The sequence below is a fragment of the Janibacter zhaoxuefangae genome (assembly GCF_050271985.1).
Classification (GTDB): Bacteria; Actinomycetota; Actinomycetes; order Actinomycetales; family Dermatophilaceae.
In genome coordinates this window covers 703,614-729,681 of record NZ_CP189849.1, presented here as the reverse complement: position 1 = coordinate 729,681, position 26,068 = coordinate 703,614, and the positions used below count along the sequence as shown (strand labels likewise).

The following is a 26,068-nucleotide window of genomic DNA, read 5'->3' as shown; positions in this document are numbered from 1 at the left end:
GGTCGTCATGCAGTGCTCTGAGGTGGCCGGGCGCGGGGCGCCCGGCCACGACCTCAGCGCTTCTGCTTGACGATCTGCTCCTGCTCGGGCTCCTGCGCGAGCTCGGCGGCCTTGTCCTCGGCCTCGTTGCCCGCGTGGACCCCGCCGTCACCGGGCTGGAAGCCCTTCTTGAATTCGGCGATGTCGGCCTCGAGCGCCTCGCGCGTCGAGTCCTCGAACTTGCCCGTCTCGCGGATCGCGTCGAGCAGATCCTTCTTCTCGCGACGAAGGTGGTCGAGGTACTCGTCCTCGAAGCGCGAGATGTCCGAGATGGCGATCTCGTCCAGCTCACCCGTGGTGCCGGCCCAGATCGAGACGACCTGCTCCTCGGTGGGGAACGGGTTGGCCTGGCGCTGCTTGAGCAGCTCCACCAGACGACCACCGCGCGCCAGCTGCTGCTTCGACGCGGGGTCGAGGTCGGAGGCGAACATGGCGAAGGCCTCGAGGGCGCGGAACTGGGCCAGGTCGAGCTTGAGTCGACCGGACACACCCTTCATCGCCTTCGTCTGCGCGGCACCACCGACACGGGACACCGACACACCCACGTCGATGGCCGGGCGGACGTTGCTGTTGAAGAGGTCGGCCTGGAGGTAGATCTGGCCGTCCGTGATCGAGATGACGTTGGTAGGGATGTACGCCGAGACGTCGCCCGCCTTCGTCTCGATGATCGGCAGACCGGTCATCGAGCCAGCGCCCAGGTCGTCCGAGAGCTTGGCGCAACGCTCGAGCAGACGCGAGTGGAGGTAGAAGACGTCACCCGGGTAGGCCTCGCGGCCCGGCGGGCGGCGGAGCAGCAGGGACACCGCACGGTAGGCCTCGGCCTGCTTGGACAGGTCATCGAAGACGATGAGGACGTGCTTGCCCTGGTACATCCAGTGCTGGCCGATCGCCGAACCGGTGTAGGGAGCGAGGTACTTGAAGCCGGCCGAGTCGGACGCGGGGGCGGCGACGATGGTCGTGTACTCCATCGCGCCGGCCTCCTCGAGCGTGCCCTTGACGGACGCGATCGTGGAACCCTTCTGGCCCATGGCGACGTAGATGCAGCGGACCTGCTTCTGCGGGTCGCCGGACTCCCAGGCGGCCTTCTGGTTGATGATCGTGTCGACCGCGACCGTGGTCTTGCCGGTCTGGCGGTCACCGATGATGAGCTGACGCTGGCCACGGCCGATCGGCGTCATGGCGTCGACGGCCTTGAGGCCGGTCTGCAGCGGCTCGTGCACCGACTTGCGCTGCACGACGGTCGGGGCCTGGAGCTCGAGGGCGCGACGACCCTCGGAGGCGACCTCACCCAGCCCGTCGATGGGGTTGCCGAGCGGGTCCACGACGCGGCCGAGGTAGCCCTCGCCGACGGGGACGGAGAGGACCTCTCCGGTGCGCTTGACCGCCTGGCCCTCCTCGATGCCGGCGAAGTCACCGAGGACGACGACACCGATCTCGTGGACGTCGAGGTTGAGCGCGAGGCCCAGCGTGCCGTCCTCGAACTGCAGCAGTTCGTTGGTCATGGCCGAGGGCAGACCCTCGACGTGGGCGATGCCGTCGCCGGCGTCGATGACGCGGCCGACCTCTTCGCGGGAGGCCGCGCCGGGCTCGTAGGACCGGACGTTGGCGTCCAGCGCGTCCCGGATCTCCTCCGGACGGATCGAAAGCTCCGTCATGTGATCTCTTCTCCTCGGTTACGACCCCGGTACGAGGTCGGCGTCTGCTGTGGGTTGATGCTGTGGTGCGAGCCGGGGTCAGCCGGCGAGGTGGCGTCGGGCGCCGTCGAGCTTGCGAGCGATCGTGCCGTCGATGACCTCGTCACCGACCCGGACCTTCAGACCTCCGACGACGTCCTCGTCGACGACGACCTGGAGCAGGACCGGCTTGCCGTAGAGCGTGGTGAGCGCCGTGGACAGACGTCCGCGGCTGGCCTCGTCGAGCGGAACAGCGCTGGTGACGACCGCGGTGAGCTGCTCACGCCGCGCGGCCGCGACCTGCAGGAACTCCTCGATCGTCCGGGAGAACTTCCGGCCGCGCGGGGCCAGGACGGCCTGGCGGGCGAGTCGCACCGTCTCCGGAGCGACCTTCCCGTCGAGCAACTGGCTCACCAGATCGGCCTTGCCCTCCGCGACACCCTGCGGGTTCGTGATGGCGTCCCGCAGCGCGGGGTCACCGGCGACGATCCGCTCGAAGCGGAAGAGCTCCTCCTCGACGGTGTCGAGGCGACCTTCCCGCTCGGCCGTCTCGAGGACGGAGCGGACGGCGAGGCGCTCGGTCGTGTCCGTGAGGTCACGCTCCGTGCTCCAGCGCTCCGCGGCCAGATCGGCGAGGACGCCCAGGGCGCCCGCGCCGAGCTTGCCTGAGAAGAGCCGGCCCACGAGGTCACGCTTGGCAGCGCCCTCGCGAGACGGGTCGGCCAGCGCGCGCCGCAGCGTCGCGTTGGCGTCGACCGCGCCGGTCACGGCAAAGAGCTCCTCGGCCAGGTCCGACGCCGAGGCGCCACCCGCGAGGGCGGAGGCCAGGGCCCGCTCCCCCGCGAGAGCGGCACCCCGAGAGGCCCCACGCATCAGTGACCGACCTTCTCGGGCTTGATGTCGCCGGCCTCGAGCTCGGCGAGGAAGCGCTCGACGATCCCCTTCTGACGGGTCTCGTCCTCGAGCGACTCCCCGACGATGCGGGAGGCGAGGTCGGTCGAGAGGCGGCCGACCTCGGAACGCAGCGACTGGGACGCCTGCTGGCGCTCCGCCGCGATCTGCTTGTGCGCCGACTCGGTGATGCGCGTCGCCTCGGCGTTCGCCTGCTCGCGCATCTCCGCGACGATCTGCGCACCCTGGGCCCGTGCGTCCTCGCGGATGCGCGCGGCTTCGGTGCGCGCCTCCGTGAGCTGCGCCTCGTACTGCTGCTTGGCGGCCTCGGCCTCGGCCTGGGCCTGCTCGGCCTGCTCCATGCCGCCCTCGATGGCCGCACGACGCTCGTCGTACGCCTTCTCGAGGTTGGGAACGACCTTCTTGGAGACGACGAAGAAGAGGATGCCGAACATGATGAGCCCGAAGATGAGCTCAGGGATGTGCGGAAGCAGCGGCATCTTCGCGCCCTCGGCGGTCGCGAGACCGACGACCGACGTGGCGGTGGCGGTGATGTGCACGGGTACTCCTTGGACCTAGTGCCGGATCAGATGGTGTGCCGTGGGAACGGCGGGTGGATCAGGCGCCGGGAACGAAGTAGAGCACCAGGCCGAAGATCGCGAGCGCCTCGGCGAGAGCGAAGCCAAGGATGGCGATCGGCTGCAGGAGGTTACGGGCCTCCGGCTGGCGGGCGACACCGTTGATGTAGGCGGCGAAGATCAGACCCACGGCGATGGCCGGGCCGATGGTCGCGAGGCCGTAACCGACGAGCGAGAGGTTGCCTTCCACGATGATTCCTCTTTCGTGTTCTTTGGGTGATCCGCGGCGGCAGCGTGCCGCCGGGAAGTCTTGGGTTGGTGTGTATTCAGTTGTGGGTGGTGCAACTCGGGGGCCGAGGCGCCGAGCCCGGAGGCTCAGTGCTCGTCGGCGAGGGCGCCGGCGATGTAGCTCGCCGCCAGCAGGGTGAAGACGTAGGCCTGCAGGACCTGGACCAGGGCCTCGAAGCCCATCATGATCGCGGCCATGGCGAAGGTCGGGACCGACAGCACCTTGAGCAGCGCGCCACCGTCCATGAGGAAGTAGGCGCCCGCGCTGATGAACAGCACGATGAGCATGTGGCCGGCGAACATGTTGCCGAAGAGTCGCAGGGCCAGTGTCAGCGGGCGGGTGATGAAGAAGGTGATGAGCTCGAGGACGAAGATCGCGGGCTTGATCCAGCCGGGCAGACCGGCGGGGACGAGGCCCTTGAAGTAGCCGCCGAGGCCCTGCTTCTTGATCCCGATGTAGTGGTAGACCACGTAGACCACGAGCGTCAGGGCGATCGGGAAGCCGATCCGGCCCATCGTCGGGTTCATCACGGGCGGGATGATGCCGAAGAGGTTGTTGACGATGATGATCGAGAACAAGGTGAAGAGCAGGGGCACGAAGCGCAGGAAGTCGCGCGTGCCGATCATGTCGCGAGCGATGCCGTTGCGCGTGAAGTTGTAGAAGCCCTCGAGCATCCACTGGCCCTTGGACGGGACGACCGACGCGTTGCGGCTCAGGGCGACCATGACGACCGACAGGAGGAGGACGGAAACGCCACCCCAGAACATCTGCTCCGTGAACTCCCAGCCCTCGGGACCGAAGAGCGGCAGCCAGAAGATGTCGGGCGTGGGCGTGTGAAAGCCCTCCTCGCCCTCGGCGGCGAGAGCTGAGGCGTTGCCTGCAGCAAGCGCAGTCAGGATCACGGGTTCTCCTCGTTCAGGGTGGTGGCACTCGTCGATGGCGGCATCTCGCGGCCTCGCAGGTCGGGTGTCATGACGTACCGTACCGGAGCCAGATCGTGTACAGCGACAGGGCCATCCCCACGAGGATGCCGACCGCCACGAGCCAGGTCGTCCCCAGCCAGCGATCGAGCCCGTAGCCGAGTCCCCCGAAGAGGAACGGTCCGGTGATCAGGTAGGCGAGCACGGTCGAACCCATGTTGTCGGCGCGCGCGGTCGCGCTCGGCCCCTCGGTCTCGCTGCTCCAGCGGCCGGTGGGCTCGGGGTGGCGCGGCGGCGCGTCGCGGTAGGCGTCGCGGGGCGTCTGCGGCACGTCCTGGTCGTCACTCACGACTCCACCCCCTGCCGCGGGTAGAGCTCGTGTCGGGCCCGAAGGTAGCCGCCGATCTGTCCCACCTGGAGCAGGACCGTCTCGGCAATGGCGCCCGCGGCGAAGGCCCTTCCGTCCAGCCAGGCGGCCTCGCGCAGCACGAGGACGGCCGCCACCAGCAGGATGAGTTGTCCGAGATAGACGACCAGGGCGCCGGCGATCGAGGCGCCGGCGTCGCCGCTGAGGACGAGCCGCACGGCGAGCAGGCCGGCGAGGATGACGGCGAAGGCGAGGGCGGCGCCCGTCAGGGCGCTCCAGCCCCCCTTCTCGTCACGGGTCATCCAGCCGATGACGGCGATGACGATGGAGCCGACGAGGCCCGCGGCGACGACGCCTCGGAGCATGCCCATGAAGGGCGTGCTGCGGGCTGCTGCTGGGCTCACGGTGGCATCTCTTCGACGAGGTGTCAGGGGGTCTGCGGATGACTCGCATCGCGCTTGTGAAAGTTATCACAAGCGTGCGGCGGGCACAACGCCGACCCCCTCCAGCTGGCTGCTCAGCCGGCGTCCACCCGGGACTGATGGTCGATGCGTTTGGGCCGATGGCCCGGCAGGGAGAGGCGCGGCAGCCACATGGTGAGCGCGACCGTGAGGGCGAGGACGAGGACGAGCGAGATCGCTGCCACGGTGCCGGGCAGGACGACGAAACTCACCGACCCCAGCGCCACGACGGCCGCCCACAGCCACAGCAGGAGGACGGCGCGACGGTGCCCGTGCCCGATCCGGAGCATGCGGTGGTGGAGGTGGTGGCTGTCTGCCTGCCACGGTGCCTGGCCTGCGCGCAGTCGCCGCACGACGGCGAGCAGCACGTCCGTCAGCGGCAGCACCATGATCGCGATCGGGACGATGAGCGGCAGCACCGTCGCGGCGACGGCGTTGGCGCTGACGTCGTCGGGATTGATCGTGCCCGTCGTCGAGATCGTCGCCGCGGCCAGCAGGAGCCCGAGCAGCAGGGCGCCGCTGTCCCCCATGAAGAGGCGGGCCGGATAGAAGTTGTGCGGCAGGAAGCCCAGGCAGCAGCCGACGAGGGCCGCCGAGATGAACGTCGACGACGAGAAGACGTTCGGCGGGTTGTAGCTGTCGGAGATGACGTAGCTGTAGATGAAGAAGGCGCCGGCGGCGATCCCCACGACGCCGGCGGCGAGACCGTCGAGCCCGTCGATGAAGTTCACCGCGTTGATGCAGAGGATGACGACGAAGATCGTCAGCAGCACGAGGATCGGCGCCGGGAGCACGGTGGTCGTCCCCAACGGCAGCGAGAAGAACTGCACGCCACTGAAGGCCATGAGCGACGCCGCGACCAGCTGACCGGCGAGTTTGGTCAGGGGGTCGAGTTCATGGACGTCGTCGAGAGCCCCGACGAGACACACCAGGGCGGCGCCGCCCAGCACCCCGAGCAGTTCGTCCGAGACGAAGACCTGCTTGAGGAAGGGCAGCCGGCTCGCCGCGAGGGTCGCCGCGGCGAAGCCGAGGAAGATCGCCACCCCGCCCAGTCGCGGGATGGGGACGACGTGCACATCCCGCTCCCGCACCTGGGTGAAGGCGCCCAACCGCATCGCCAGTGCCCTGATGGCGGGCACCGACACGAAGGTCGTCGCCATCGCCACGAGGAGGACGAACAGGTACTCGCGCACGCGGCTCCTCGGCTCGGCGGTGGGGGACGGCGCGCGTCAGCGCGGGTAGGCCGGGAACTGCGTGACGAGCTCGGTGACCGTCGCCCGGACCTCGCGGCTGACCGCGTGCTCGGGGTCGGCGTCGCCCTCGGTGACGGCGCGGTGGATGAGGTCGGCGATGACCGTCATCTGCTCCGTGCCCATCCCCTGCGTGGTGACGCACGGCGTCCCGACGCGAATGCCCGATGCCACGTTCGGCTTCTGCGGGTCGAAGGGGATCGCGTTCTTGTTGAGGACGATGCCGGCGGCGTCCGCGCGGGCCTCCGCGTCGACGCCGGTGACGCCGACGCCCTGCAGGTCGAGGAGGGACAGGTGCGTGTCCGTGCCGCCCGTGGTGGGCCGGATCCCCTTCTCCAGCAACGCCTGGGCGAGGACCTTGGAGTTGGCGATGACGTCGGTGGCGTACTGGGCGTACTCGGGGGTCGCGCACTCCTTGAAGTTGACCGCCTTCGCCGCGATGGTGTGCATCTGCGGGCCGCCTTGCATCATCGGGAAGACGGCCTTGTCGAGCGCCTTCGCGTGCTCCTCCTTGCAGACGAGCGCACCCGAGCGGGGACCGCGCAGGACCTTGTGCGTCGTGAAGGTCACCACGTCCGCGTAGGGGACCGGGCTGGGGATCGCCTTGCCGGCGACGAGCCCGATGAAGTGGGCCGCGTCGACCCAGAAGATGGCGCCGATCTCGTCCGCGACGCGACGGAAGAACTCGAAGTCGATGAGGCGCGGGATCGCCGAACCGCCGGCGAGGATGACCTTGGGCCGGTGCTCCTTCGCGAGCGCCTCGACCTGCGCGTAGTCGATGTCCTCGGTCTCCTTGTCGACGCCGTAGTGGACGGCGTTGAACCACTTGCCGGAGAAGGACACCTTCGTGCCGTGGGTGAGGTGTCCACCGTGCGGCAGGGACATCGCGAGGATCGTGTCGCCCGGGTTCATGAAGGCGCCGTAGACCGCCTGGTTGGCGCTCGCGCCGGAGTGCGGCTGGACGTTCGCGTGGTCGGCACCGAAGAGGGCCTTGGCCCTGTCGATGGCCAGCTGCTCGACCTTGTCGACCTCGGCGCACCCGCCGTAGTAGCGGCGGCCCGGGTAGCCCTCGGCGTACTTGTTGGACAACGTGGAGCCCAGTGCGGTGAGCACGCGCGGGGACGAGAGGTTCTCGCTCGCGATCAGCTGCAGGCCGCTGCGGATGCGGTCGAGCTCGGAGAGGAGCACCCCGGAGACGTCGGGGTCGAACTCCTCGAGCGCGGCGAAGTCGGAGCCGTAGAAACGGTCACTGCTCATGGGTGTCCTCCGGGTGGGTCGGTGCGGCGGGGTCGCGGGAAGGGGCTGTGGCATCGGGGGCATCGGGGCCATCGGGGGCAGGCGCCTCCGACGGTGCGTCGTACGACAGGGGGTCCTCCCCCGGCGCGGGGGCGCTCGGGTCGTCGACCCAACCGTCGTCGGGAACGTCCGGGTGCTCGATCGGCGCCAGGTCGGGGTTGTCCTGCGCCACGGAGCTGTCGGCCTCGGTCTGGTCGTCGCCGGCGGTCGGGCCGTCGGCATCGGCCACGGCGAGACCGAGGCTCGCCTCGAGCACCGGCGCGAGGTCGGCCTCGCTCAAGGCCCCTTCGCGCAGCACGACCGGCGAGTCACCGGTGCAGTCGATGATGGTCGAGGCGGTGCGCCCCTCCCGCGGCCCGCCGTCGGCATAGACCGTCACGGCCGACCCCAGCTGGGTTGCCGCGTCCAGCACCGACGTGGCCGCGGGCTCACCCGTGCGGTTGGCGCTCGTGACGGCCATCGGGCCGATCTCCGCGAGGATCGTCAGGGCGACGTCGTCGTCGGGCATCCGCAGGGCCACCGTGCCGGCGGTCTCTCCGAGGTCCCAGACGAGCGACGGCTGAGCGCGCAGGACGAGCGTCAACGGGCCGGGCCAGAAGGCGCGGATGAGGTCCCGGGCATAGCGCGGGACGTCCGTGGCGAGTCCGTCGACCGTGCGCGGTGTGGGCACGAGCACCGGGGGCGGCATCTCCCTGCCGCGCCCCTTGGCATCGAGCACCTTCGCGACGGCCGCCGCGTTGAAGGCGTCGCAGCCGACCCCGTAGACGGTGTCGGTGGGCATGACGACGACGTGACCCGCACGCACGGCGTCCACCACCTGGGGCAAGCCCTGCTCGCGAGCCTCCGGCGTGGTGCAGTCGACGACGGAGCTCATGGGGTCAGCCTATGGGGTCGCCCGGGCGGCCGATCCTGCTCCCCCCGACGGGGCACCGGCGCGCCGCGGTGCGCAATCCCCCGCCCACCCCGAACCGGACGGTAGGTTGACCCGATGAGGGCCACATCGGCCCCACGAAGAGAGGAGCTCCCCCATGCGTGGTTCTGGACTCATCTGGACGATCGTCGGTGTGCTGTTGATCATCGTCCTGCTGATGTACATCCTCTGACCCGACATCTGTCGAGTCAGGTGGGCGGCCAGCCCGCCCAATGAGCACGAAGGGGACCGCCCATGGCGGTCCCCTTCGTTGCGTCCGGGCAGTTGCAGGTGACAGCTGCCCTGGTGGCTTGTCGTGGTGAGGCTTGTCGTGCTGAGTCTCTCGTGCGCGTGTCTCAGACGCGCACGGCCACGCAGGCCCGCGGCCGACCAGTCGCGTCGGTGCGGTCCTCGACGTCGCGCCACGATCCGCTGCGCCGCAGCGCCGCCGGCAGGGACACCCCCTGGACGTCGGCATGCTCCATGACGAGCACGCCGCCGGGACGCAGCAGCTCCGCCGCGCGTGCAGCCACCGCCACCGGGATGGCCAGCCCGTCGACCGAACCGCCGTAGAGCGCGATCTCCGGATCGTGGTCGCGCACCTCCGGATCGACGGGAACCTGATCGGTGGGGATGTAGGGAGGGTTGCTCACGACGACGTCGACGAGTCCCTCGAGGTCGCCGAAGGCGGTGGTCGCGTCACCGATCTCGAGCGTCACCGGGAGGCCGGTCGCCGCGACGTTGCGTTCCGCCCACGCGTGCGCCAGCGGGCTGAGCTCGACGGCGTGCACGACCGCGCCGGGCAGTTCGTCGGCGATCGCCAGGGCGATGGCGCCGGAGCCGGTGCACAGGTCGACGACGACGGGCTCCCTGCCCGAGCTCTCCCGTGCCGCGCGAGCCGCGTCGATGGCGAACCCCGCCACGTCCTCGGTCTCGGGCCGCGGGACGAAGACGCCCGGCCCGACCTCGAGCTCGAGGTGGCGGAAGGGGGCCCGCCCGGTGAGGTGCTGGAGCGGCACCCGCTGGGCCCGCTGGCCGACGAGGGCCTCCAGGCCCTCGGGGGCCGGGCCGCCGAGAATCATGGCGGCGCGGACGTCGCTCACGCTCGTGCCGCCCGCGTGGGCCGCGAGGACCACGGCGTCGACGTCCGGGGAGGCGACGCCCGCCTCGGCCAGCCGGGCGGTGGCGGCGCGGACGGCCGCCTTCATCGTCTCGGGCGTCTGCTGCGGCACCACGTCAGTCCTGCACCATGGCCGCGAGCCGCGCCGCCTCATCGGCGTCGACGGCGGACTGGATGATCGCGTCGAGGTCGCCGTCGAGGACGACGTCGAGGTTGTAGGACTTGTAGCCGGTGCGGTGGTCGCTGATCCGGTTCTCCGGGAAGTTGTACGTGCGGATGCGCTCGCTGCGGTCCACCGTGCGCACCTGCGAGGCGCGCGCATCGGCCGCCGCCGCGTTGGCCTCGTCGACCCGCATCTGGTGCAGGCGGGCACGCAGGACGCGCATGGCGGACTCGCGGTTCTGCAGTTGCGACTTCTCGTTCTGGCAGGACACGACCAGCCCCGTGGGCACGTGGGTGATCCGGACCGCCGAGTCGGTCGTGTTGACGGACTGCCCGCCCGGGCCGGAACTGCGGTAGACGTCGATCCGCAGGTCATTGGGGTCGATGCTCACGTCGACCTCCTCGGCCTCCGGCATGACCCAGACGCCGGCCGCGCTGGTGTGGATGCGGCCCTGGCTCTCGGTGACGGGAACGCGCTGGACGCGGTGCACACCGCCCTCGTACTTCAGGCGCGCCCACGGCGCATCGCCCGGCTCGGTCACGCCGCGCGCCTTGACGGCCACGCGGACGTCCTTGTAGCCCCCGAGGTCCGACTCGGTGGCGTCGAGGACCTCGGTGGCCCAGCCGCGCCGTTCGGCGTGCCGCAGGTACATGCGCAGCAGGTCGCCGGCGAAGAGGGCCGACTCCTCGCCGCCCTCCCCCGCCTTGACCTCCAGGATGATGTCCCGGTCGTCGTCGGGGTCGCGGGGCACGAGGAGGCGACGCAACCGCGCCTCCGTCTCCTCGACCCGTTCGGTGAGGGCGGGCACCTCCTCAGCGAAGGACGGGTCCTCCGCGGCGAGCTCACGCGCGGCCCCGAGGTCGGCCTGCGCGGCCACCCAGTCCCGGTAGGCCGACACCGTCGGGGCCAGCATGGCGTAGCGCTTGTTGAGCACACGCAAGCGGTCGGGGTCGCCCGCGATCTCGGGATCGCCCATGGCCGCCTCGATCTCGGCATGCTCGGCGGCGAGCGCCTCTGCGGACTCCAGCACTGCGGCTCCTCGGGATCGTCGGGGTCTGTCGGCTCGGGTCGCCGTGGGGGCAAACCGTCCCCGGCAACGACACCGGCCCCGTGACCGAGTGGTCACGGGGCCGGCGGAGGCGGTGCTACTTGGCGGCCTTCTTGCCGTAGCGGGCCTCGAAGCGAGCGACGCGGCCACCCGTGTCGAGAATCTTCTGCTTGCCCGTGTAGAACGGGTGGCAGTTGCTGCACACGTCGGCGTTGATGGTGCCGGACGCGGCGGTGCTGCGCGTGGTGAACGTGTTGCCACAGGTACACGTGACCGTGGTCTCCACGTAGGTGGGGTGGATGTCCTTCTGCACGAGGTGCTCCTTGCGTCGGTGGGACCGGGTCGGTGCGACGACGTCACGAGGACGGCGCTGCGGCTCCTGCGCCGCTGACCGTGAACCGGGCCAACAAGAAAGTGTGCCAGATCCGGCACGCTCTTCCCAAAACGTCGGCCCCCCACCCCGGCATTCCCGACCGGGCCTGCGGCATCATGGCCGCATGGCCCGCCTCCCCCACCGCCGCGACCGCCGTCCCGATCGGAGTTCGGGTCGAGCGCAAGCGAACGGCGGTGCGCCCGCGACCAACGAACCGCAGGGGCCGGTCATCCGGCGGGCGGTCGCCCACGACATCGCGACCCTCGTCAACCTGCGGGCCCTGATGTACGAGGCCATGGGGACCTCCTCCGACCTCCTCGCCCAGCGCGAATGGCAGGAGAACGCCGCTCGCTGGTGGCAACTGCGCCTGGCCGAGTCCGACGTCAACGTCACCGTCGCCGAGGTCAACGGTGCCGTCGTCGCCTCGGTCATGGGTCAGGTCATCCGACGTACGCCCTCCCCCCGCAACCCGACCGGCACCGCAGGCCTCATCTCCAACGTCGCGACCTTCCCCGGTCACCGCCGGATCGGCTTGAGCGAGCAGTGCGTCGAGCAGGTCATGGCGTGGTTCCGCGAGGAGACCGCCGCCGAGGTCGTCGAGCTCTTCGCCACCGAGGCGGGCCGGCCGATCTACGAACGTCTCGGGTTCACCGAGCACGCCTACCCGCAGCTGCGGGTCAGCATCGATCGGGGCGACACGCAGCAGCGGGCCTGACCGCCGCCCGAAGGCGTGGTCAGGCCCGCTGCTGCGGAGGACGCCTGATCAGCTCTTGTCGTCCTCGGCGTCGAGGCGCGTGGAGCTCGTGTGCTGGACCTGCATGAGGAACTCGGCGTTGCTCTTCGACTTGCGGAGGCGGTCGAGCAGGAGCTCGATGCCCTGCTGCGGGTCGAGGGCCGACAGCACCCGACGCAGCTTCCACATGATCTTGAGCTCGTCGGCGCCGAGGAGGATCTCCTCACGCCGCGTGCCCGACGCGTTGATGTCGACGGCAGGGAAGATCCGGCGGTTCGCGAGCTCGCGCGAGAGGCGCAGTTCCATGTTGCCGGTGCCCTTGAACTCCTCGAAGATCACCTCGTCCATGCGGGACCCGGTCTCGACCAGGGCCGTGGCGAGGATCGTCAGGGAGCCGCCGTGCTCGATGTTGCGGGCGGCACCGAAGAACTTCTTCGGCGGGTAGAGGGCCGCGCTGTCGACACCACCGGAGAGGATGCGGCCGCTCGCGGGTGCGGACAGGTTGTAGGCCCGGCCCAGCTTGGTGATCGAGTCGAGCAGCACGACGACGTCGTGGCCCATCTCGACGAGTCGCTTCGCGCGCTCGATCGCCAGTTCGGCCACGGTCGTGTGGTCCTCGGCCGGCCGGTCGAAGGTCGAGGAGATGACCTCGCCCTTGACGGCGCGCGACATGTCGGTGACCTCCTCGGGACGCTCGTCCACGAGGACGACCATGAGGTGGCACTCCGGGTTGTTCGTCGTGATGGCGTTCGCCAGCATCTGCATGATCATCGTCTTGCCAGCCTTCGCCGGGGCCACGATGAGGCCGCGCTGGCCCTTGCCGATGGGGGCGACGAGGTCGATGATGCGCGTCGTCAGGACGTTGGGCTCGGTCTCGAGCCGCAGCCGCTCCTGCGGGTAGAGCGGCGTGAGCTTGCCGAAGTCGGGCCGCTTGCGCGCGTCGTCGACCGACATGCCGTTGATCGAGTCGAGCCGCACGAGCGGGTTGAACTTCTGGCGGCCGTCCTTGCCACCGACGGACTGCTTGCCGGTGTCGTCGCCCTCGACGGTCGCCTTGACCTGGCCGGTGACGGCGTCACCCTTGCGCAGGCCGTTGCGCTTGACCATGCCCATGGGGACGTAGACGTCGCCGGGGCCGGCGAGGTAGCCGGAGGTGCGGACGAAGGCGTAGCTGTCGAGGACGTCGACGATGCCGGCGACCGGCACGAGGACGTCGTCGTCGAGGAGCTGCGGCTCGCTCTCGAACTCGCCGCCGGCCGGGCCGCCCTCTCGGCCACGACGCTTGTCGCGGCTGCGGTTCCGGCTCCGGTTGCGGCGTCGACCGCCGCGGCCCTCGCCGTCGTCGTCGTAGCCATCCTGCTGGCGCTCGCCCTGCTGGCGCTCGCCCTGCTGGCGCTCGCCCTGCTGGCGCTCGCCCTGCTGGCGCTCGCCCTGCTGGCGGTCGCCCTGCTGACGGTCACCCTGCTGACGGTCGCGGCGGGTGCGGGGACCGCGGTCCTCGGAATCGCCGTCCGCGACGGGCTCCGCCGCGGGGGCCTGATCCGGCTGAGCGGCCGGCTGCTGGCGCTCGCCGCCCTGGGGGGCGCTGGCGCGACGGCTTCGGCGTCCCTGCGGGCGCTCCTGCGGAGCAGCGGTCTGCTGGGAGTCCTCGGATGCGGGGCGCTGATCGTTCGGCGACTGCGTGGTCGACGACTGCGTGGTCGCCACCTGTGCGGTCGACGACTGCGCGGTCGACGGCTCAGGCTGGTCCTTCGCCGGCGCGGTGCGCGGGGTCCGTTCCTTGGCCGGCGCCGTGCGCGGGGACTCGACGGTCGTGCCCGCGGGACGTCCGGACTGCTGCGCCTTGATCACCTCGAGGAGGTCGTTCTTGCGCATCTTGGCCGTGCCGCTGATGCCCATGCTCGCGGCCAGGTCCTGGAGCTGCGCGACGCGCATGGTGCTCAGGGAGCCGGCGCGGCGGGGTGCCGCGGTGTCGGCGGTGGTGTCTGTCACGAAGGATCCTTCCCCTCGTACATGGGCCCGCTCCGTGAAGAGGACGGGCCGCGGTGGGTGGTCAATCAGATGACCACGGGGAATCCACGGGAGCACTCGGCCACACGTCCGACGGACGTGGGTGCCAACTCAGTGGAAGTCGCTCCCCGAACGCCGACCACGATCAAGGACCGCCGGTCGGTGGGAGCATGCCCAATGTATCACCCACGGCACCGCCCCCGGCCTGCGACTCAGCGCGCGTCGGCCACGATCTCGACGGTCGCGCCCACGGTCGGGACCTCCGGGGTCAGCGCCCGCCAGGTCGCCCCGGCGAAGGGGATGACACTCGCCACGGCGTCGCGAGTCGTCAGGGCGAGCACGGACGGCCCGGCTCCGGAGATCGTCGCCGCGTGACCGGCCGCGCGCAGCGCGTCGACGAGCTCCATGGAGTCCGGATAGCTCGCGCGACGCGGCTCCTGGTGGAGCCAGTCGCGCGTGGCGGGGACGAGCAGCTCGGGCGCGGCCGTCAGGGCGTGGGTCAGCAGCGCCCCGCGCGCCGTGTTGCTCGCGGCATCGGCGAGTGTCACCGCCTGCGGCAGGACGGCCCGCGCCGTGGCCGTCGACAACTGCACCTGAGGCACGAAGACGACGACCCGGATGTCGGGGTGCAGCTGCGGCTTGGCCGTGCTGGTCCGGCCCGGCGACTCGCTCCACGAGATGGTCAGGCCACCGTGGACGCTGGCCGAGGCGTTGTCGGGGTGCCCCTCGAGCTCGCTCGCGAGGTCGTTGACGACGTCGAGGTCCGGCGTGCCGTTGCCCCCTTCGGCGAGATCCGTCAGCGCGAGTGCCGCCGTGATGCCCGTGACGATGGCCGTGGCGGACGAGCCCATGCCGCGGCCGTGCGGGACGGCGTTGGTGCACGTCAGGCGCAGGCCGGCGGGGACCTGCGAACCGACTCGTTCCCAGGCCCGCACCATCGCGCGGTGCACGAGGTGACGCTCGTCGCGCGGCACCTCCTCCGCCCCCTCGCCCCGGGCTTCGATGATCAGACCGGGCGCCTCGAGGACCTCGGCGACGCACTCGTCCCAGACGCCGAGGGCAAGGCCGATGGAGTCGAAGCCGGGGCCGAGGTTGGCGCTGCTCGCGGGCACCCGGACCCGCACCGCGGTCCCGGGGCGCAGCGCCGCCATCAGTCCTGCAGGCCGAGCGCGACGGCCGCGGTGACCGCGTCCACCGGCACCCGGGTCGGCGTGACGTCGGAGCCGTCGGCGTTGCGGAGGGCCCACTGCGGGTCCTTCAGTCCGTGGCCCGTGACGGTGCACACGATCGTGGCGCCGGCGGGCACCTCGCCCGCCGCGTGCACCTTGAGCAGACCCGCGACGCTCGCGGCCGACGCCGGCTCGACGAAGATGCCCTCCGTCGACGACAGCAGGCGGTGCGCGGCGAGGATCTCCTCGTCGGTCACCGCCTCGATCCGGCCGCCCGACTCGTCACGAGCGGCGATCGCCTGCTGCCACGACGCGGGGTTGCCGATCCGGATCGCCGTGGCGATCGTGTCGGGTTCGTCGATCGGATGCCCCTTGACGATGGGCGCGGAGCCCGCCGCCTGGAAGCCCCACATCTGCGGCAGGTGCGTGGCCGGTCCGGGGACCTCCGCGGTGTCGAGGTACTCCCGATAGCCCCGCCAGTACGCCGTGATGTTGCCGGCGTTGCCGACCGGCAGGCAGTGGATGTCCGGGGCGTCACCGAGAGCGTCGACGACCTCGAAGGAGGCCGTCTTCTGGCCCTCGATCCGCGCCGGGTTGACCGAGTTCACGAGCTCGACCGGGTAGGCCTCCGCCAGCTTGCGGGCCAGGGTGAGGCAGTCGTCGAAGTTGCCCTCCACCTGCAGCAGGGTCGCCCCGTGAGCGATGGCCTGGGACAGCTTGCCCATGGCGATCTTGCCGTCCGGCACGAGGACGGCACACGCCATCCCCGCCTTCGTCGCGTAGGCGGCCGCGGACGCACTGGTGTTGCCGGTGCTGGCGCAGATGACCGCCTTCGCCCCCTTGGCGGCGGCGGCGGTGATGGCTGCGGTCATCCCGCGGTCCTTGAAGGATCCGGTCGGGTTGAGCCCCTCGTACTTGATGAACACCCGCGCACCGACGAGCTCACTGAGGTGAGCCGCCTCGATGAGCGGCGTGCCGCCCTCGTGCAGGGTCACGACGGGAGCCCCTGCCAGGGACGGCAGCCGGTCCGCATATTCGTTGATGACGCCGCGCCACTGATGAGCCACGGTCAGACCCCTTCCACACGCATGACGGATGTGACCTCGTTGACGGTCGCCAACCCGGCGAGCGTCTCGACGGTCGCGGCGAGCGCCGCCTCGGGCGCCGCATGGGTGACGACGATGAGCACGGCCCGCTGCGGCGTCCCGTCCTCCGACGCGATGACCTGCTGCCGCACGGTCTCGATCGAGACCTCGTGCCCGGCGAAGATGGTGGCGACCTCGGCGAGGACACCCGGACGGTCGGCCACGTCGAGGCTGATGTGGTACCTCGTCAGGGCCTTGCCCATGTCGTGGACGGCGAGGTCGGCGTAGGCGGACTCCCCCGGTCCGCGCCCACCGGCGACGCGGTGACGCGCGACGGCCACGACGTCGCCGAGCACGGCGGAGGCGGTGGGGTCGCCCCCGGCCCCCTGCCCGTAGAACATGAGGTCGCCGGCGCCGGTGGCCTCGACGAAGACGGCGTTGTAGGCGCCGCGTACGGAGGCCAGCGGGTGGGAGCGCGGGATCATCGCCGGGTGCACCCGGACGGTGACGCCGTCCCCGGACGGGTGGTCCGCGCCGGTGCGCTCGCAGATGGCGAGGAGCTTGACGACCGAGTCCATCTCCTTCGCGGCCTGGATGTCCGCGGCGGTGATGTCGGTGATCCCCTCACGGAAGACCATGTCGCTGGAGACCCGGGTGTGGAAGGCGAGCGAGGCGAGGATCGCGGCCTTGGCCGCGGCGTCGAAGCCCTCGACGTCCGCCGTCGGGTCGGCCTCGGCGTAGCCGAGCGCCTGGGCCTGCTCGACCGTCTCCTGGAAGCCGGCCCCGGTCGTGTCCATCTTGTCGAGGACGAAGTTGGTCGTGCCGTTGACGATGCCGAGCACCTTGCGGATGTCGTCGCCGGCGAGGGACTCGCGGATCGGGCGCAGGATCGGGATGGCGCCCGCAACGGCCGCCTCGTAGTAGAGGTCGACGCCGTAGCGGTCGGCCGCGTTGTAGAGGGTCGGGCCGTCCTCGGCGAGCAGCGCCTTGTTGGCGGTGACGACGGAGGCGCCGTGCTCCATGGCGCGCAGGATCAGCGAGCGCGCGGGCTCGATGCCGCCGATGACCTCGATGACGATGTCGGCGCGGGTGACGAGTTCCTCGGCATCCGTCGTGAACAGCTCGGGGTCGACGCCCGTGTTCGAGCGGTCCCGGCCGGGCCGGCGCACGGCGATCCCCACGATCTCCAGGGGCACACCGACGCGTGCGGCGAAGTCGTCGGCGTGCTTCGTCAGCATCGCCGCCACCGAGGAACCCACCACGCCGGCTCCGAGCAGGGCAACGCGCAACGGCGGCCTCTTGTCGCTCTCCATCAGTGCTCGTGTCTCCTTGTCGGTGCTGCCACTACTCGCCCATGTCGAGGGCGAGGAGGTCGTCCATGGTCTCCCGACGGACGATGACCCGTGCGCGACCGTCTCGCACAGCGATCACCGGCGGGCGGGGCGTGTGGTTGTACTGGCTCGCGAGGCTGCGGCAGTACGCGCCGGTGCCCGGGACGGCGATGAGGTCGCCGGGGGCGATGTCCGCGGGCAGGAACTCGTCCATGACGACGATGTCGCCGCTCTCGCAGTGGCGCCCCACGACACGGGACAGCCGCGGCCCGGCATCCGACGACCGACTCGCGAGGGTGCACGAGTAGTCGGCGTCGTAGAGGGCGGTGCGGATGTTGTCGCTCATCCCGCCGTCCACGGAGACGTAGGTCCGCAGGGACCCCCGGTCGACCTCGACGTCCTTGACCGTGCCGACCTCGTACAGCGTGAAGGTGCTGGGTCCGACGATGGCGCGACCGGGCTCGATCGAGATCCGTGGCGCCGGCACGTCGCCTGCGGCACGCATTTCCCGCCCCACGAGGTCGGCCATCTGGGCGCCGAGGTCGGCGGGGGTCATCGGGTCGTGCTGGGACGTGTAGGCGATGCCGTAGCCGCCGCCGAGGTCCATCTCGGGCAGGTGCAGTCCGTGGCGCTCGGCGATCCGGACATGCAAGGCGATGAGGCGGCGGGCGGAGATCTCGAAGCCGCCGACGTCGAAGATCTGCGAGCCGATGTGGCTGTGCAGCCCGCGAAGGTCGAGGTGGTCGGCGTGGGCGACGATCCGATCCACGGCCTCGTCCGCGGCTCCCCCGACGAGGCTGAAGCCGAACTTCTGGTCCTCGTGCGCGGTGGCGATGAACTCGTGGGTGTGGGCCTCGACGCCGACGGTGACGCGGACCATCACCGGCGCCCGGACGCCCAGCTCGGCGGCGAGAGCGGCGATCCGGTCGATCTCGTCGAACGAGTCCACGACGATGCGTCCGACGCCGTACTCCAGCGCGGTCCGCAGCTCGGCCACGCTCTTGTTGTTGCCGTGCAGGGCGATCCGTTCCCCCGGGAACCCGGCGCGTTGCGCGACGGCGAGCTCACCGCCGGTGCAGACGTCGAGGCAGAGGCCCTCCTCGAGGACCCACTTCGCCACGGCCGTGCAGAGGAACGCCTTGCCCGCGTAGTAGACGTCGGCGCCGCCACAGATCGGGACGAAGGGGGCGGAGAAGTCGTCGCGGAAGGCGCGGGCACGGGTCCGGAAGTCCTGCTCGTCGACGACGTAGGCCGCCGTGCCGAACTCCTGCGCGAGGGAGACGACGTCGACGCCGCCGACGGTCAGGCGACCCTGGTCGTCGCGGGTGACGGTCTCGGCCCACAACGGCTCGAGCAGCTCCATGACGTCGGTCGGGTGGGGCAGCCACTGCGGCGGCCCGCCATAGCCCTCGGCGTGCAGGGCTCCTGCTTCGTGTGCGCGCACTCAGATCGCCTCTCTCACATGCGTTCCGGGGCGGAGACCCCGACGAGGTCGAGCCCGGTGGCCAGCACCTGGCGGGTGGCGTCGTTGAGCCACAGCCGCGTGCGGTGCAGGTCGGTGATCTCCTCGTCGGCTGTCATCGGACGCACGCGGCAGGTGTCGTACCACTTGTGGAAGCGACCGGCGAGGTCTTCGAGGTAGCGCGCGACCCGGTGTGGCTCACGCAGCTGCGCGGCCTGGGCGACGATGCGCGGGAAGTCTCCGAGGATGGCCAACAGGGCCGCCTCGGTGGGGTCGGTGAGCTGGCTCGGGTCGAAGCCGTCCGCGCGGTGGACGCCGTCCTCGGCCGCGAGGCGCGCGACGTTGCACGTGCGGGCGTGGGCGTACTGGACGTAGAACACGGGGTTCTCGTTGGTGCGCTTGGCGAGCAGGTCGAGGTCGACGTCGATGTTGCTGTCCGTCGACGAGCGGGTCAGGGCATACCGCGCGGCGTCGACGCCCACGGCCTCGACGAGATCCTCGAGCACGACGACGGTGCCGGCCCGCTTCGACATCCGGACGGGCTTGCCGTCGCTGATGAGGTTGACCATCTGGCCGATGAGGATCTCAAGGTTCTCGTGCGGGGAGTCGCCGAAGGCGGCACACATCGCCATCATCCGGGAGACGTAGCCGTGGTGGTCCGCCCCGAGCATGATGATCGCCTGGTCGAAGCCGCGCTCGCGCTTGTCGAGGTAGTAGGCGAGGTCGCCGGAGATGTAGGCGGGCTCGCCGTCCGACTTGATGACGACGCGGTCCTTGTCGTCGCCGAAGTCCGTCGTCCGGAGCCACCAGGCGCCGTCCTGCTCGAACATGACGCCGAGGTCCTTGAGCCGCTGGACCGCCCGGTCGACGGCACCGGACTCGTGCAGGTCGTTCTCGTGGAAGTAGACGTCGAAGTCGACGCCGAACTCGTGCAGGGACGCCTTGATCTCAGAGAACATCAGGTCGACGCCGACCGCGCGGAACCGCTCCTGCGCCTGCGCGTCGGGCAGGGCGAGCAGGTCGGGCTCCTTGGCGAGCACCGCGTTGGCGATGTCGTTGATGTACCCGCCGGCGTAGCCGTCCTCGGGCGCGGGCTCCCCCTTCGCCGCCGCGAGCAGCGAGCGGGAGAAGCGGTCGATCTGCGCACCGTGGTCGTTGAAGTAGTACTCCCGGGTGACGTCGGCGCCGGCCGCGGAGAGGATTCGGGCCAGTGCGTCGCCGACCGCGGCCCAGCGGGTGCCACCGAGGTGGATCGGGCCGGTCGGGTTGGCCGAGACGAACTCGAGGTTGATCTTCTTGCCGGCCTCGGCGTCACCGCGCCCGTAGGCGGAACCGGCCTCGACGATGCTCCGGGCCAGCTCGCCGGCACTCGCCGCGTCGAGCGAGATGTTGAGGAAGCCGGGGCCAGCGATGTCGACGGACGCGACCCCCGGCGCCTCACCGAGGTGGCGGGCGAGGACCGTGGCGAGGTCGCGCGGCGAGATCCCGGCCGGCTTGGCCAGCTGCAGGGCGATGTTGGTGGACCAGTCCCCGTGGTCACGGTTGCGCGGGCGCTCGACACGGACCTGCTCGGGGACCTCGACGGTCACGTCGCCGGCGGCGACAGCGGCGAGCAGGGCGGCACGGATGGCAGCGGAGAGTTCTTCGGGGGTCACACGGGCCAGTTTATGGGTGCGCCGGCGTCGGGCCGCCCCGGCCGGCGAACTGTGAGACCAGAGCCAGCAGGTCGTCGGGGTCGAAGGGCTTGGCGAGGAAGGCGGACGCCCCGGCGTCCTCCGCCTGGACCCGGTCGTGGGCCTGGACCGACGCGGTGACCATGACGACGGGAACGGACGCCCAGCGGGGATCGGCGCGCAGCGTGGAGAGCAACCACCAGCCGTTGCGAGGCTCCATGGCGGCGTCGAGCAGCACGAGGTCCGGGCGCCGGCCGAGGCCGTCGAGTCGCTCGAGAAGGTCGATCGCCGCCTCACCGTCGGCAGCCTCCTCGACCTCGTAGCCGTCGAGTTCGAGGTTGATCCGAATGAGTCGGCGGATCTGCGGTGTGTCGTCACAGATCACGACCAGCGGACAGCGCTCCGCCCCCACCGCACCCGATTCCATGCGGGGCACTCTAGGCTGTTACCCTCATCCGGCACCGGAATACCGGCCGAAAGGCCCCCGTAGCTCAGGGGATAGAGCACCGCCCTCCGGAGGCGGGAGCGCAGGTTCGAATCCTGCCGGGGGCACAGAAAAAACCCGCGCGGCGAAGCCGTGCGGGTTTTCTGTGCCCCCGGCAGAAGCAACAGGCGCCTCGAACGGAGTGAGAGACGCCGACGGGGGCACCGCGCGGGCGCCTCGAACGGAGTGAGAGACGCCGACGGGGGCACCGCGCGGGCGCCTCGAACGGAGTGAGAGACGCCGACGGGGGTACCGCGCGGCGAAGCCGTGCCCCTGTCGTGCCCTAACCCCCGTGGTCCGCCTTGCGGTTGGACGCATCCGTGACCTCGCCGACGAGTTCCTCGATGACGTCCTCCAGGAAGACGACCCCGACGATCGTCCCCTCGTCGTCGATGACCCGCGCCAGGTGCGCGCCCGACTTCTGCATCGTGGTCAGGACCGACTCGACCTCGTCCTCGCGCCGGACCGTGGCCAGCCGCCGCACCCGCTTCGCCGGCACCGGCTCGCCGCGCTCGTCGTCGTCGGCGTAGAGGACGTCCTTGAGGTGCAGGTAGCCGGTGAGGTCCCCGTGGCTGTCGACCGTCGGGTAGCGCGAGAAGCCGTGCCGGGCGACGAGTCGCTCGATCTCCTCCGGAGTCGCCGTCGCCGCCACCGTGACGAGCCGGTCGATCGGGATGCCCACGTCGGACGCATCCTTGTCGCTGAACTCGAGCGCCGCGCCGAGCAGCCCGTACTGGTCCTGCTCGACGAGGCCCTGCTGGTGCGACTCCTTGACGATGTGGGCGACCTCTTCGGCCGTGAAGGCCGAGCCCACCTCGTCCTTGGGCTCGATCCCGAAGGCGCGCACGACCGCCTTCGACACGTGGTCCATGGCCCAGATGACGGGGGCGACGAGGCGACTCACCATGACCAACGGTGGGACGAGCGCCATGGCGGCCCGCTCCGGGCCGGCGATGGCGAGGTTCTTGGGGATCATCTCGCCGATGACGACGTGCAGGTAGACGACGATGAGGATGGCCAACGTCAGCGCGGTGCCGTCGGTCAGCGCGTGGGGCACGCCGAAGCGCTGCACGACCGGCTCGAGGGCGTGGTGCAGCGCCGACTCGGAGATGGCACCGAGCAGGACCGAACACACGGTGATCCCGAGCTGGCAGGTGGCGAGGAGGATGCCCGTGCGGGACAGCGCGTCCATGGCGATCTGGGCGCGCTTGCTGCCGTCGGCGGCCAGCGGCTCGAGTTGGCTGCGGCGGGCGGCCATGGCCGCGAACTCCGCCCCGACGAAGAAGGCGTTGAGCAACAGCAGGACGACCGTGATGACGATGGTGGAGAAGCTCATCGACCGCTCCCCTCGTCCGTGGCGCCGGAGTCGGCGGCATCGCCGTCCTCGCCCGTCGGACGCGGAACGAAACGCAGCCGGTCCACGCGCAGTCCCTCCATGTCGGCCACGGTGATGGTCCAGCCCTCGATCTCCACGACGTCGCCGACGGCCGGGACCCGGCCGAGCTCCGACATGACGAAGCCGGCCACGGTCTCGTAGGCGGCGCCCTCGGGGACGCGTGCGCCGACGCGGTCGTGCACCTCGTCGGGTCGCCAGAGGCCGGGGACGGTCCAGACGCCGTCGCCGAGGGGGCGCCCCGTCGTCTGGGCGCGGTCGTGTTCGTCGCTGACGTCGCCGACGATCTCCTCGACGAGGTCCTCCAACGTGACGACGCCGGACGTGCCGCCGTATTCGTCGACCACCACGGCCAGCTGCAGGCCGGTGTCCCGCAGCTGTATGAGCAGCGGGTCCAGCCGGAGCGTCTCCGGGACGACGACGGCCGGGACCATGAGCGCCGAGACCGGCACCTCCGGACGCCGGTCGTGCGGGACGGCGATGGCCTTCTTGACGTGGACGATGCCGTCGATGTCGTCCCAGTCGTCACCGATGACGGGGAAGCGCGAGTGACCCGTCAGCCGGGCGAGCGCGACGACGTCCTCGGCCGTCGCGGTCCGCTCGATCGCCGAGGCCCGCGAGCGCGGCGTCATGACGTCCTCGGCCGTCTGCTCGCCGAAGCCGATGGAGCGGGTGACGAGGCGCGCGGTGCCGGAGTCGAGGGTGCCGGCCTCGGCGGAGGACCGGACGAGGGACTTCAGCTCCTGGGGGCTGCGCGCAGCGGACAGCTCCTCGGCCGGTTCGACCCCGACGCGTCGGAGGAACCAGTTGGCCGAGCCGTTGAGCACCGCGATGAGGGGTTTGGTCAGGATTCCGAACCAGCGCACCGGCGGCCCCGCGACCTTCGCCGTCGCCAGCGGTGCACTCACGGCGATCGTCTTGGGGATCATCTCACCGACGATCATGGAGAAGCCGGTCGCGATCACCATGGCCAACGTGGCCGACACCGAGCCCACCGCCGACGCCGGCACTCCCATCGCCTCGAGGGGGCCGCGCAGCAGCGCACCGATGGACGGGTTGGCGATGAAGCCGAGCACGAGCGTCGTGACGGTGATGCCGACCTGGCTGGCGGACAGCAGCGTCGACAGTTGCTTCAGTGACGTGAGGATGCCGGTGGCACGCCGGTCGCCGCCGTCCACGGCCCGCTGCACGGTGGGGCGGTCGAGCGCGACGAGGGAGAACTCGGCCGCGACGAAGAGGGCCGTCCCGAGGGTCAGCAGGACGGACAGGGCGACAAGGATCCATTCGGTCATGGTGCGAGCCATCCTAGGCGCCACCGCGCCGGCCACTCCCCTTGCTGCGACCGGGCATCGACCGGCTGCGAGGATGGACACGCATCTGCACACTCACGCATCCGCATCGCGTGTCACTGCAACGAGGGGAACCCATGTCCGCACCGGGCGCACAGATCGACGTGCGCAACTTGACCAAGAAATTCGGATCGTTCACCGCCGTGGACGACCTCTCCTTCACCGTGGAGCCCGGCCGGATCACCGGCTTCCTCGGGCCGAACGGCGCCGGCAAGACGACGACGCTGCGCATGCTCCTGGGGCTGATCAGGGCAACGAGCGGGACGGCTCTCATCGGTGGCCAGCGCTACCGCGAGATCGACGTCCCGGTCACGCGTGTCGGCGCCGCCCTCGAAGCGACGAACTTCCACCCGGGCCGCTCGGGCCGCAATCACCTGCGCGTCCTCGCCGCGAGTGCCGGCATCCCGGACACCCGGGTCGACGAGATGCTCGAGCTGGTCGGGATCCCCGCGGCCGCGCGCAAGCGCGCCGGGGGCTACTCCATGGGCATGCGCCAGCGGCTCGGTCTCGCCGCGGCGATGCTCGGCGACCCGCAGGTCCTGATCCTCGACGAGCCGGCGAACGGCCTCGACCCCGAGGGCATCCGCTGGCTGCGCGGCTTCCTGCGCCACCTGAGCAGCGAGGGGCGCACGGTCCTCATCTCGAGCCACATGCTCCAGGAGGTCGAGCAGACCGTCGATGACGTCGTCATCATCAGCAACGGTCACCTCGTCAAGCAGGGCACGATGGCCTCGCTGCACGGCCCGTCCCGCGTGCTCGTGCGCACCCGGGACGCCGAGACTCTCGCCGGCGCGCTGCGGATCGCCGACGTCATGGCCGAGCCGGACGGCGACGGCGCCCTCATCGCCGCGACCGACGACCTGCGACTCGTGGGCGACGTCGCGCTCCGCAGCGGCCTGCCGGTCTACGAGCTCCGCGCCATGAGCACCGACCTCGAGAGCCTCTTCTTCTCCCTCACGGAGGGACAGAACCGCAACGTCACGACATCGGAGGCACCCGCCGAGCGGGATGCGCTCGCCGGACAGGAAGGGGCCAACGAATGATCGCCGCGACCCGCGCCGAGTTCCGCAAGTTCTTCTCGACCCGCCTGTGGTGGGGCATGGCACTGGCCATGCTCATCGCCGGGGCCCTCTTCGCCGTCGCCTTCGGGTTCCTGCTCACCCAGGACCAGTCGTCCCTGCCCCCGGAGCAACGCACCGTGGGCAACGCGGAGCAGATCGTCAACAGCGTCTACACGGCCGGGCTCAGCGTGGGCTACCTGCTCACCCTGACGATCGGCATCATGCAGATCGGTAGCGAGTACCGGCACAAGACGATCACGAGCACCTTCCTCGCCGTGCCCAAGCGCGCGAGGGTCATGCTCGCGAAGGTGATCTCCCTGCTGGCGATCGGTGCGCTCTACGGCCTGATCTCGCTCGTCGGTTCCGTCGCTGCGGGCGCGGTCGTGCTCAACGCCCGCGGCGTCGACCCCTTCCCCTCGACGGACGTGCTGCGGGTGCTCGCCCTCAGCCTGCTCGTCCTCGGCCTGTGGGCCCTCATCGGCCTCGGGGCCGGCATCCTCATCCCCAACCAGGTGGCGGCGCTGCTCATCGCGATCGGCGTGGCATGGATCGTCGAGCCGCTCGCCGGCTTCGGGCTGTCCTTCTGGGACTGGGGCGCCGAGCACATCGTCCCCTACCTGCCCTCCTCGGCGACCCAGGCGATGGTCGGCGGCGTCCAATCCGGCGGCGCCACCAGCACGCAGCTCGAGTGGTGGGCCGGCGCGCTCGTGCTCGCCGGTTACGCCGTGGTCCTCGCGGGACTGGGCATCTGGCGGACGCTCCGCAGCGACATCAGCTGAGCGACGTACAGGAGGAAGGGGTGTGGGCTGCGGCTCACACCCCTTCATCACGTCGTGGACCCGCGTGAGCCGTGGCACCCTGAGCGGATAGGCTCGACCCCGTGCGCCCACGTGGCCGTGGACGCGTCCGTTGACGAAGTGACGAAAGAGGCGTATCCGCC

25 protein-coding genes and 1 tRNA gene are annotated in these 26,068 nt (G+C 70.7%); 4 read left to right on the top strand and 22 right to left on the bottom strand.

Features of this window, described 5'->3' with window-relative positions:
* Positions 1-53 precede the first annotated feature (53 nt).
* From atpA to rpmE, 13 genes are all read right to left on the bottom strand, one after another.
* Positions 54-1,694 carry a F0F1 ATP synthase subunit alpha gene (atpA, locus tag ACQBAS_RS03580; RefSeq protein WP_427385016.1) on the bottom strand — a complete coding sequence of 547 codons (1,641 nt, stop codon included), beginning with the start codon at positions 1,692-1,694 and terminating at the stop codon, positions 54-56.
* A 78-nt stretch (positions 1,695-1,772) separates the two neighbouring features.
* Complete coding sequence (locus ACQBAS_RS03575; protein ID WP_427385015.1) at positions 1,773-2,585, bottom strand: F0F1 ATP synthase subunit delta; 813 nt, start codon at positions 2,583-2,585, stop codon at positions 1,773-1,775.
* Complete coding sequence (locus ACQBAS_RS03570; RefSeq protein ID WP_427385572.1) at positions 2,585-3,103, bottom strand: F0F1 ATP synthase subunit B; 519 nt, start codon at positions 3,101-3,103, stop codon at positions 2,585-2,587. Before ACQBAS_RS03570 ends, ACQBAS_RS03575 begins: the two co-directional genes overlap by 1 nt.
* A gap of 118 nt (positions 3,104-3,221) precedes the next feature.
* A complete protein-coding gene (locus tag ACQBAS_RS03565) occupies positions 3,222-3,437 on the bottom strand; it encodes an ATP synthase F0 subunit C (protein WP_188450401.1) in 216 nt (71 codons plus the stop codon).
* A 119-nt stretch (positions 3,438-3,556) separates the two neighbouring features.
* Positions 3,557-4,372: a F0F1 ATP synthase subunit A gene (atpB, locus tag ACQBAS_RS03560; RefSeq protein WP_427385014.1), complete on the bottom strand. Its 816-nt coding sequence runs from the start codon at positions 4,370-4,372 to the stop codon at positions 3,557-3,559.
* Positions 4,373-4,439: 67 nt separating this feature from the next.
* Positions 4,440-4,739, bottom strand: a complete 300-nt coding sequence (locus tag ACQBAS_RS03555; RefSeq protein WP_427385013.1) for an AtpZ/AtpI family protein — start codon at positions 4,737-4,739, stop codon at positions 4,440-4,442.
* Positions 4,736-5,161, bottom strand: a complete 426-nt coding sequence (locus ACQBAS_RS03550) for a hypothetical protein (protein WP_427385012.1) — start codon at positions 5,159-5,161, stop codon at positions 4,736-4,738. The genes ACQBAS_RS03555 and ACQBAS_RS03550 overlap by 4 nt, the downstream gene beginning before the upstream one ends.
* Positions 5,162-5,274: 113 nt before the next feature.
* Complete coding sequence (locus ACQBAS_RS03545; protein ID WP_427385011.1) at positions 5,275-6,411, bottom strand: MraY family glycosyltransferase; 1,137 nt, start codon at positions 6,409-6,411, stop codon at positions 5,275-5,277.
* Between the two features lie 36 nt (positions 6,412-6,447).
* The gene (gene glyA, locus ACQBAS_RS03540; protein WP_427385010.1) at positions 6,448-7,725 is read right to left on the bottom strand and encodes a serine hydroxymethyltransferase; all 1,278 of its coding nucleotides are present in this window, start codon (positions 7,723-7,725) and stop codon (positions 6,448-6,450) included.
* Positions 7,715-8,638: an L-threonylcarbamoyladenylate synthase gene (locus ACQBAS_RS03535; protein ID WP_427385009.1), complete on the bottom strand. Its 924-nt coding sequence runs from the start codon at positions 8,636-8,638 to the stop codon at positions 7,715-7,717. The genes glyA and ACQBAS_RS03535 overlap by 11 nt, the downstream gene beginning before the upstream one ends.
* 392 nt (positions 8,639-9,030) lie before the next feature.
* Complete coding sequence (gene prmC, locus ACQBAS_RS03530) at positions 9,031-9,906, bottom strand: peptide chain release factor N(5)-glutamine methyltransferase (RefSeq protein ID WP_427385008.1); 876 nt, start codon at positions 9,904-9,906, stop codon at positions 9,031-9,033.
* 4 nt (positions 9,907-9,910) lie between these two features.
* Positions 9,911-10,987, bottom strand: a complete 1,077-nt coding sequence (gene prfA, locus ACQBAS_RS03525) for a peptide chain release factor 1 (protein ID WP_427385007.1) — start codon at positions 10,985-10,987, stop codon at positions 9,911-9,913.
* A 115-nt stretch (positions 10,988-11,102) separates the two neighbouring features.
* A complete protein-coding gene (rpmE, locus tag ACQBAS_RS03520; protein WP_427385006.1) occupies positions 11,103-11,318 on the bottom strand; it encodes a 50S ribosomal protein L31 in 216 nt (71 codons plus the stop codon).
* A gap of 184 nt (positions 11,319-11,502) precedes the next feature.
* On the opposite strand from rpmE, the gene ACQBAS_RS03515 reads away from it, so the two are divergent.
* Complete coding sequence (locus ACQBAS_RS03515) at positions 11,503-12,093, top strand: GNAT family N-acetyltransferase (RefSeq protein WP_427385005.1); 591 nt, start codon at positions 11,503-11,505, stop codon at positions 12,091-12,093.
* Positions 12,094-12,141: 48 nt separating this feature from the next.
* Here ACQBAS_RS03515 and rho read toward each other — a convergent pair whose 3' ends face one another.
* From rho to ACQBAS_RS03480, 7 genes are all read right to left on the bottom strand, one after another.
* Complete coding sequence (rho, locus tag ACQBAS_RS03510) at positions 12,142-14,046, bottom strand: transcription termination factor Rho (protein ID WP_427385571.1); 1,905 nt, start codon at positions 14,044-14,046, stop codon at positions 12,142-12,144.
* Positions 14,047-14,333: 287 nt separating this feature from the next.
* The gene (thrB, locus tag ACQBAS_RS03505) at positions 14,334-15,272 is read right to left on the bottom strand and encodes a homoserine kinase (protein ID WP_427385004.1); all 939 of its coding nucleotides are present in this window, start codon (positions 15,270-15,272) and stop codon (positions 14,334-14,336) included.
* Positions 15,272-16,357 carry a threonine synthase gene (gene thrC / locus ACQBAS_RS03500; protein WP_427385003.1) on the bottom strand — a complete coding sequence of 362 codons (1,086 nt, stop codon included), beginning with the start codon at positions 16,355-16,357 and terminating at the stop codon, positions 15,272-15,274. The genes thrB and thrC overlap by 1 nt, the downstream gene beginning before the upstream one ends.
* A 2-nt stretch (positions 16,358-16,359) precedes the next feature.
* Positions 16,360-17,688 (bottom strand): homoserine dehydrogenase, encoded by a 1,329-nt coding sequence (locus ACQBAS_RS03495; protein WP_427385002.1) that lies wholly within the window; start codon positions 17,686-17,688, stop codon positions 16,360-16,362.
* 31 nt (positions 17,689-17,719) lie between these two features.
* The gene (lysA, locus tag ACQBAS_RS03490; protein WP_427385001.1) at positions 17,720-19,150 is read right to left on the bottom strand and encodes a diaminopimelate decarboxylase; all 1,431 of its coding nucleotides are present in this window, start codon (positions 19,148-19,150) and stop codon (positions 17,720-17,722) included.
* 14 nt (positions 19,151-19,164) lie between these two features.
* Positions 19,165-20,823, bottom strand: coding sequence for an arginine--tRNA ligase (gene argS, locus ACQBAS_RS03485; protein WP_427385000.1), 1,659 nt, complete (start codon positions 20,821-20,823; stop codon positions 19,165-19,167).
* 10 nt (positions 20,824-20,833) lie between these two features.
* The gene (locus tag ACQBAS_RS03480) at positions 20,834-21,268 is read right to left on the bottom strand and encodes a response regulator (RefSeq protein WP_427384999.1); all 435 of its coding nucleotides are present in this window, start codon (positions 21,266-21,268) and stop codon (positions 20,834-20,836) included.
* Positions 21,269-21,321: 53 nt separating this feature from the next.
* Here ACQBAS_RS03480 and ACQBAS_RS03475 point away from each other — a divergent pair.
* Positions 21,322-21,393 (top strand) — tRNA-Arg (locus ACQBAS_RS03475).
* Between the two features lie 215 nt (positions 21,394-21,608).
* Here ACQBAS_RS03475 and ACQBAS_RS03470 read toward each other — a convergent pair.
* Positions 21,609-22,661: a hemolysin family protein gene (locus tag ACQBAS_RS03470; RefSeq protein ID WP_427384998.1), complete on the bottom strand. Its 1,053-nt coding sequence runs from the start codon at positions 22,659-22,661 to the stop codon at positions 21,609-21,611.
* Positions 22,658-24,010 carry a hemolysin family protein gene (locus tag ACQBAS_RS03465; protein ID WP_427384997.1) on the bottom strand — a complete coding sequence of 451 codons (1,353 nt, stop codon included), beginning with the start codon at positions 24,008-24,010 and terminating at the stop codon, positions 22,658-22,660. The genes ACQBAS_RS03470 and ACQBAS_RS03465 overlap by 4 nt, the downstream gene beginning before the upstream one ends.
* A 134-nt stretch (positions 24,011-24,144) precedes the next feature.
* Here ACQBAS_RS03465 and ACQBAS_RS03460 point away from each other — a divergent pair, with 134 nt between their 5' ends.
* On the top strand, positions 24,145-25,110 hold the full coding sequence (locus ACQBAS_RS03460; RefSeq protein ID WP_427384996.1) for an ABC transporter ATP-binding protein: 966 nt from the start codon (positions 24,145-24,147) through the stop codon (positions 25,108-25,110).
* Complete coding sequence (locus tag ACQBAS_RS03455; protein WP_427384995.1) at positions 25,107-25,907, top strand: ABC transporter permease subunit; 801 nt, start codon at positions 25,107-25,109, stop codon at positions 25,905-25,907. Before ACQBAS_RS03460 ends, ACQBAS_RS03455 begins: the two co-directional genes overlap by 4 nt.
* The last annotated feature ends 161 nt before the right edge of the window (positions 25,908-26,068 follow it).

What these genes read in the sequence shown, in the direction of transcription:
- atpA (WP_427385016.1), bottom strand. Translation starts at nt 1,694, where the DNA reads ATGACGGAGCTTTCGATCCGTCCGGAGGAGATCCGGGACGCGCTGGAC.
- ACQBAS_RS03575 (WP_427385015.1), bottom strand. Translation starts at nt 2,585, where the DNA reads ATGCGTGGGGCCTCTCGGGGTGCCGCTCTCGCGGGGGAGCGGGCCCTG.
- ACQBAS_RS03570 (WP_427385572.1), bottom strand. Translation starts at nt 3,103, where the DNA reads ATGCCGCTGCTTCCGCACATCCCTGAGCTCATCTTCGGGCTCATCATG.
- glyA (WP_427385010.1), bottom strand. Translation starts at nt 7,725, where the DNA reads ATGAGCAGTGACCGTTTCTACGGCTCCGACTTCGCCGCGCTCGAGGAG.
- ACQBAS_RS03535 (WP_427385009.1), bottom strand. Translation starts at nt 8,638, where the DNA reads ATGAGCTCCGTCGTCGACTGCACCACGCCGGAGGCTCGCGAGCAGGGC.
- ACQBAS_RS03515 (WP_427385005.1), top strand. Translation starts at nt 11,503, where the DNA reads ATGGCCCGCCTCCCCCACCGCCGCGACCGCCGTCCCGATCGGAGTTCG.
- rho (WP_427385571.1), bottom strand. Translation starts at nt 14,046, where the DNA reads ATGCGCGTCGCGCAGCTCCAGGACCTGGCCGCGAGCATGGGCATCAGC.
- thrB (WP_427385004.1), bottom strand. Translation starts at nt 15,272, where the DNA reads ATGGCGGCGCTGCGCCCCGGGACCGCGGTGCGGGTCCGGGTGCCCGCG.
- ACQBAS_RS03495 (WP_427385002.1), bottom strand. Translation starts at nt 17,688, where the DNA reads ATGGAGAGCGACAAGAGGCCGCCGTTGCGCGTTGCCCTGCTCGGAGCC.
- ACQBAS_RS03480 (WP_427384999.1), bottom strand. Translation starts at nt 21,268, where the DNA reads ATGGAATCGGGTGCGGTGGGGGCGGAGCGCTGTCCGCTGGTCGTGATC.
- ACQBAS_RS03470 (WP_427384998.1), bottom strand. Translation starts at nt 22,661, where the DNA reads ATGAGCTTCTCCACCATCGTCATCACGGTCGTCCTGCTGTTGCTCAAC.
- ACQBAS_RS03465 (WP_427384997.1), bottom strand. Translation starts at nt 24,010, where the DNA reads ATGACCGAATGGATCCTTGTCGCCCTGTCCGTCCTGCTGACCCTCGGG.
- ACQBAS_RS03460 (WP_427384996.1), top strand. Translation starts at nt 24,145, where the DNA reads ATGTCCGCACCGGGCGCACAGATCGACGTGCGCAACTTGACCAAGAAA.
- ACQBAS_RS03455 (WP_427384995.1), top strand. Translation starts at nt 25,107, where the DNA reads ATGATCGCCGCGACCCGCGCCGAGTTCCGCAAGTTCTTCTCGACCCGC.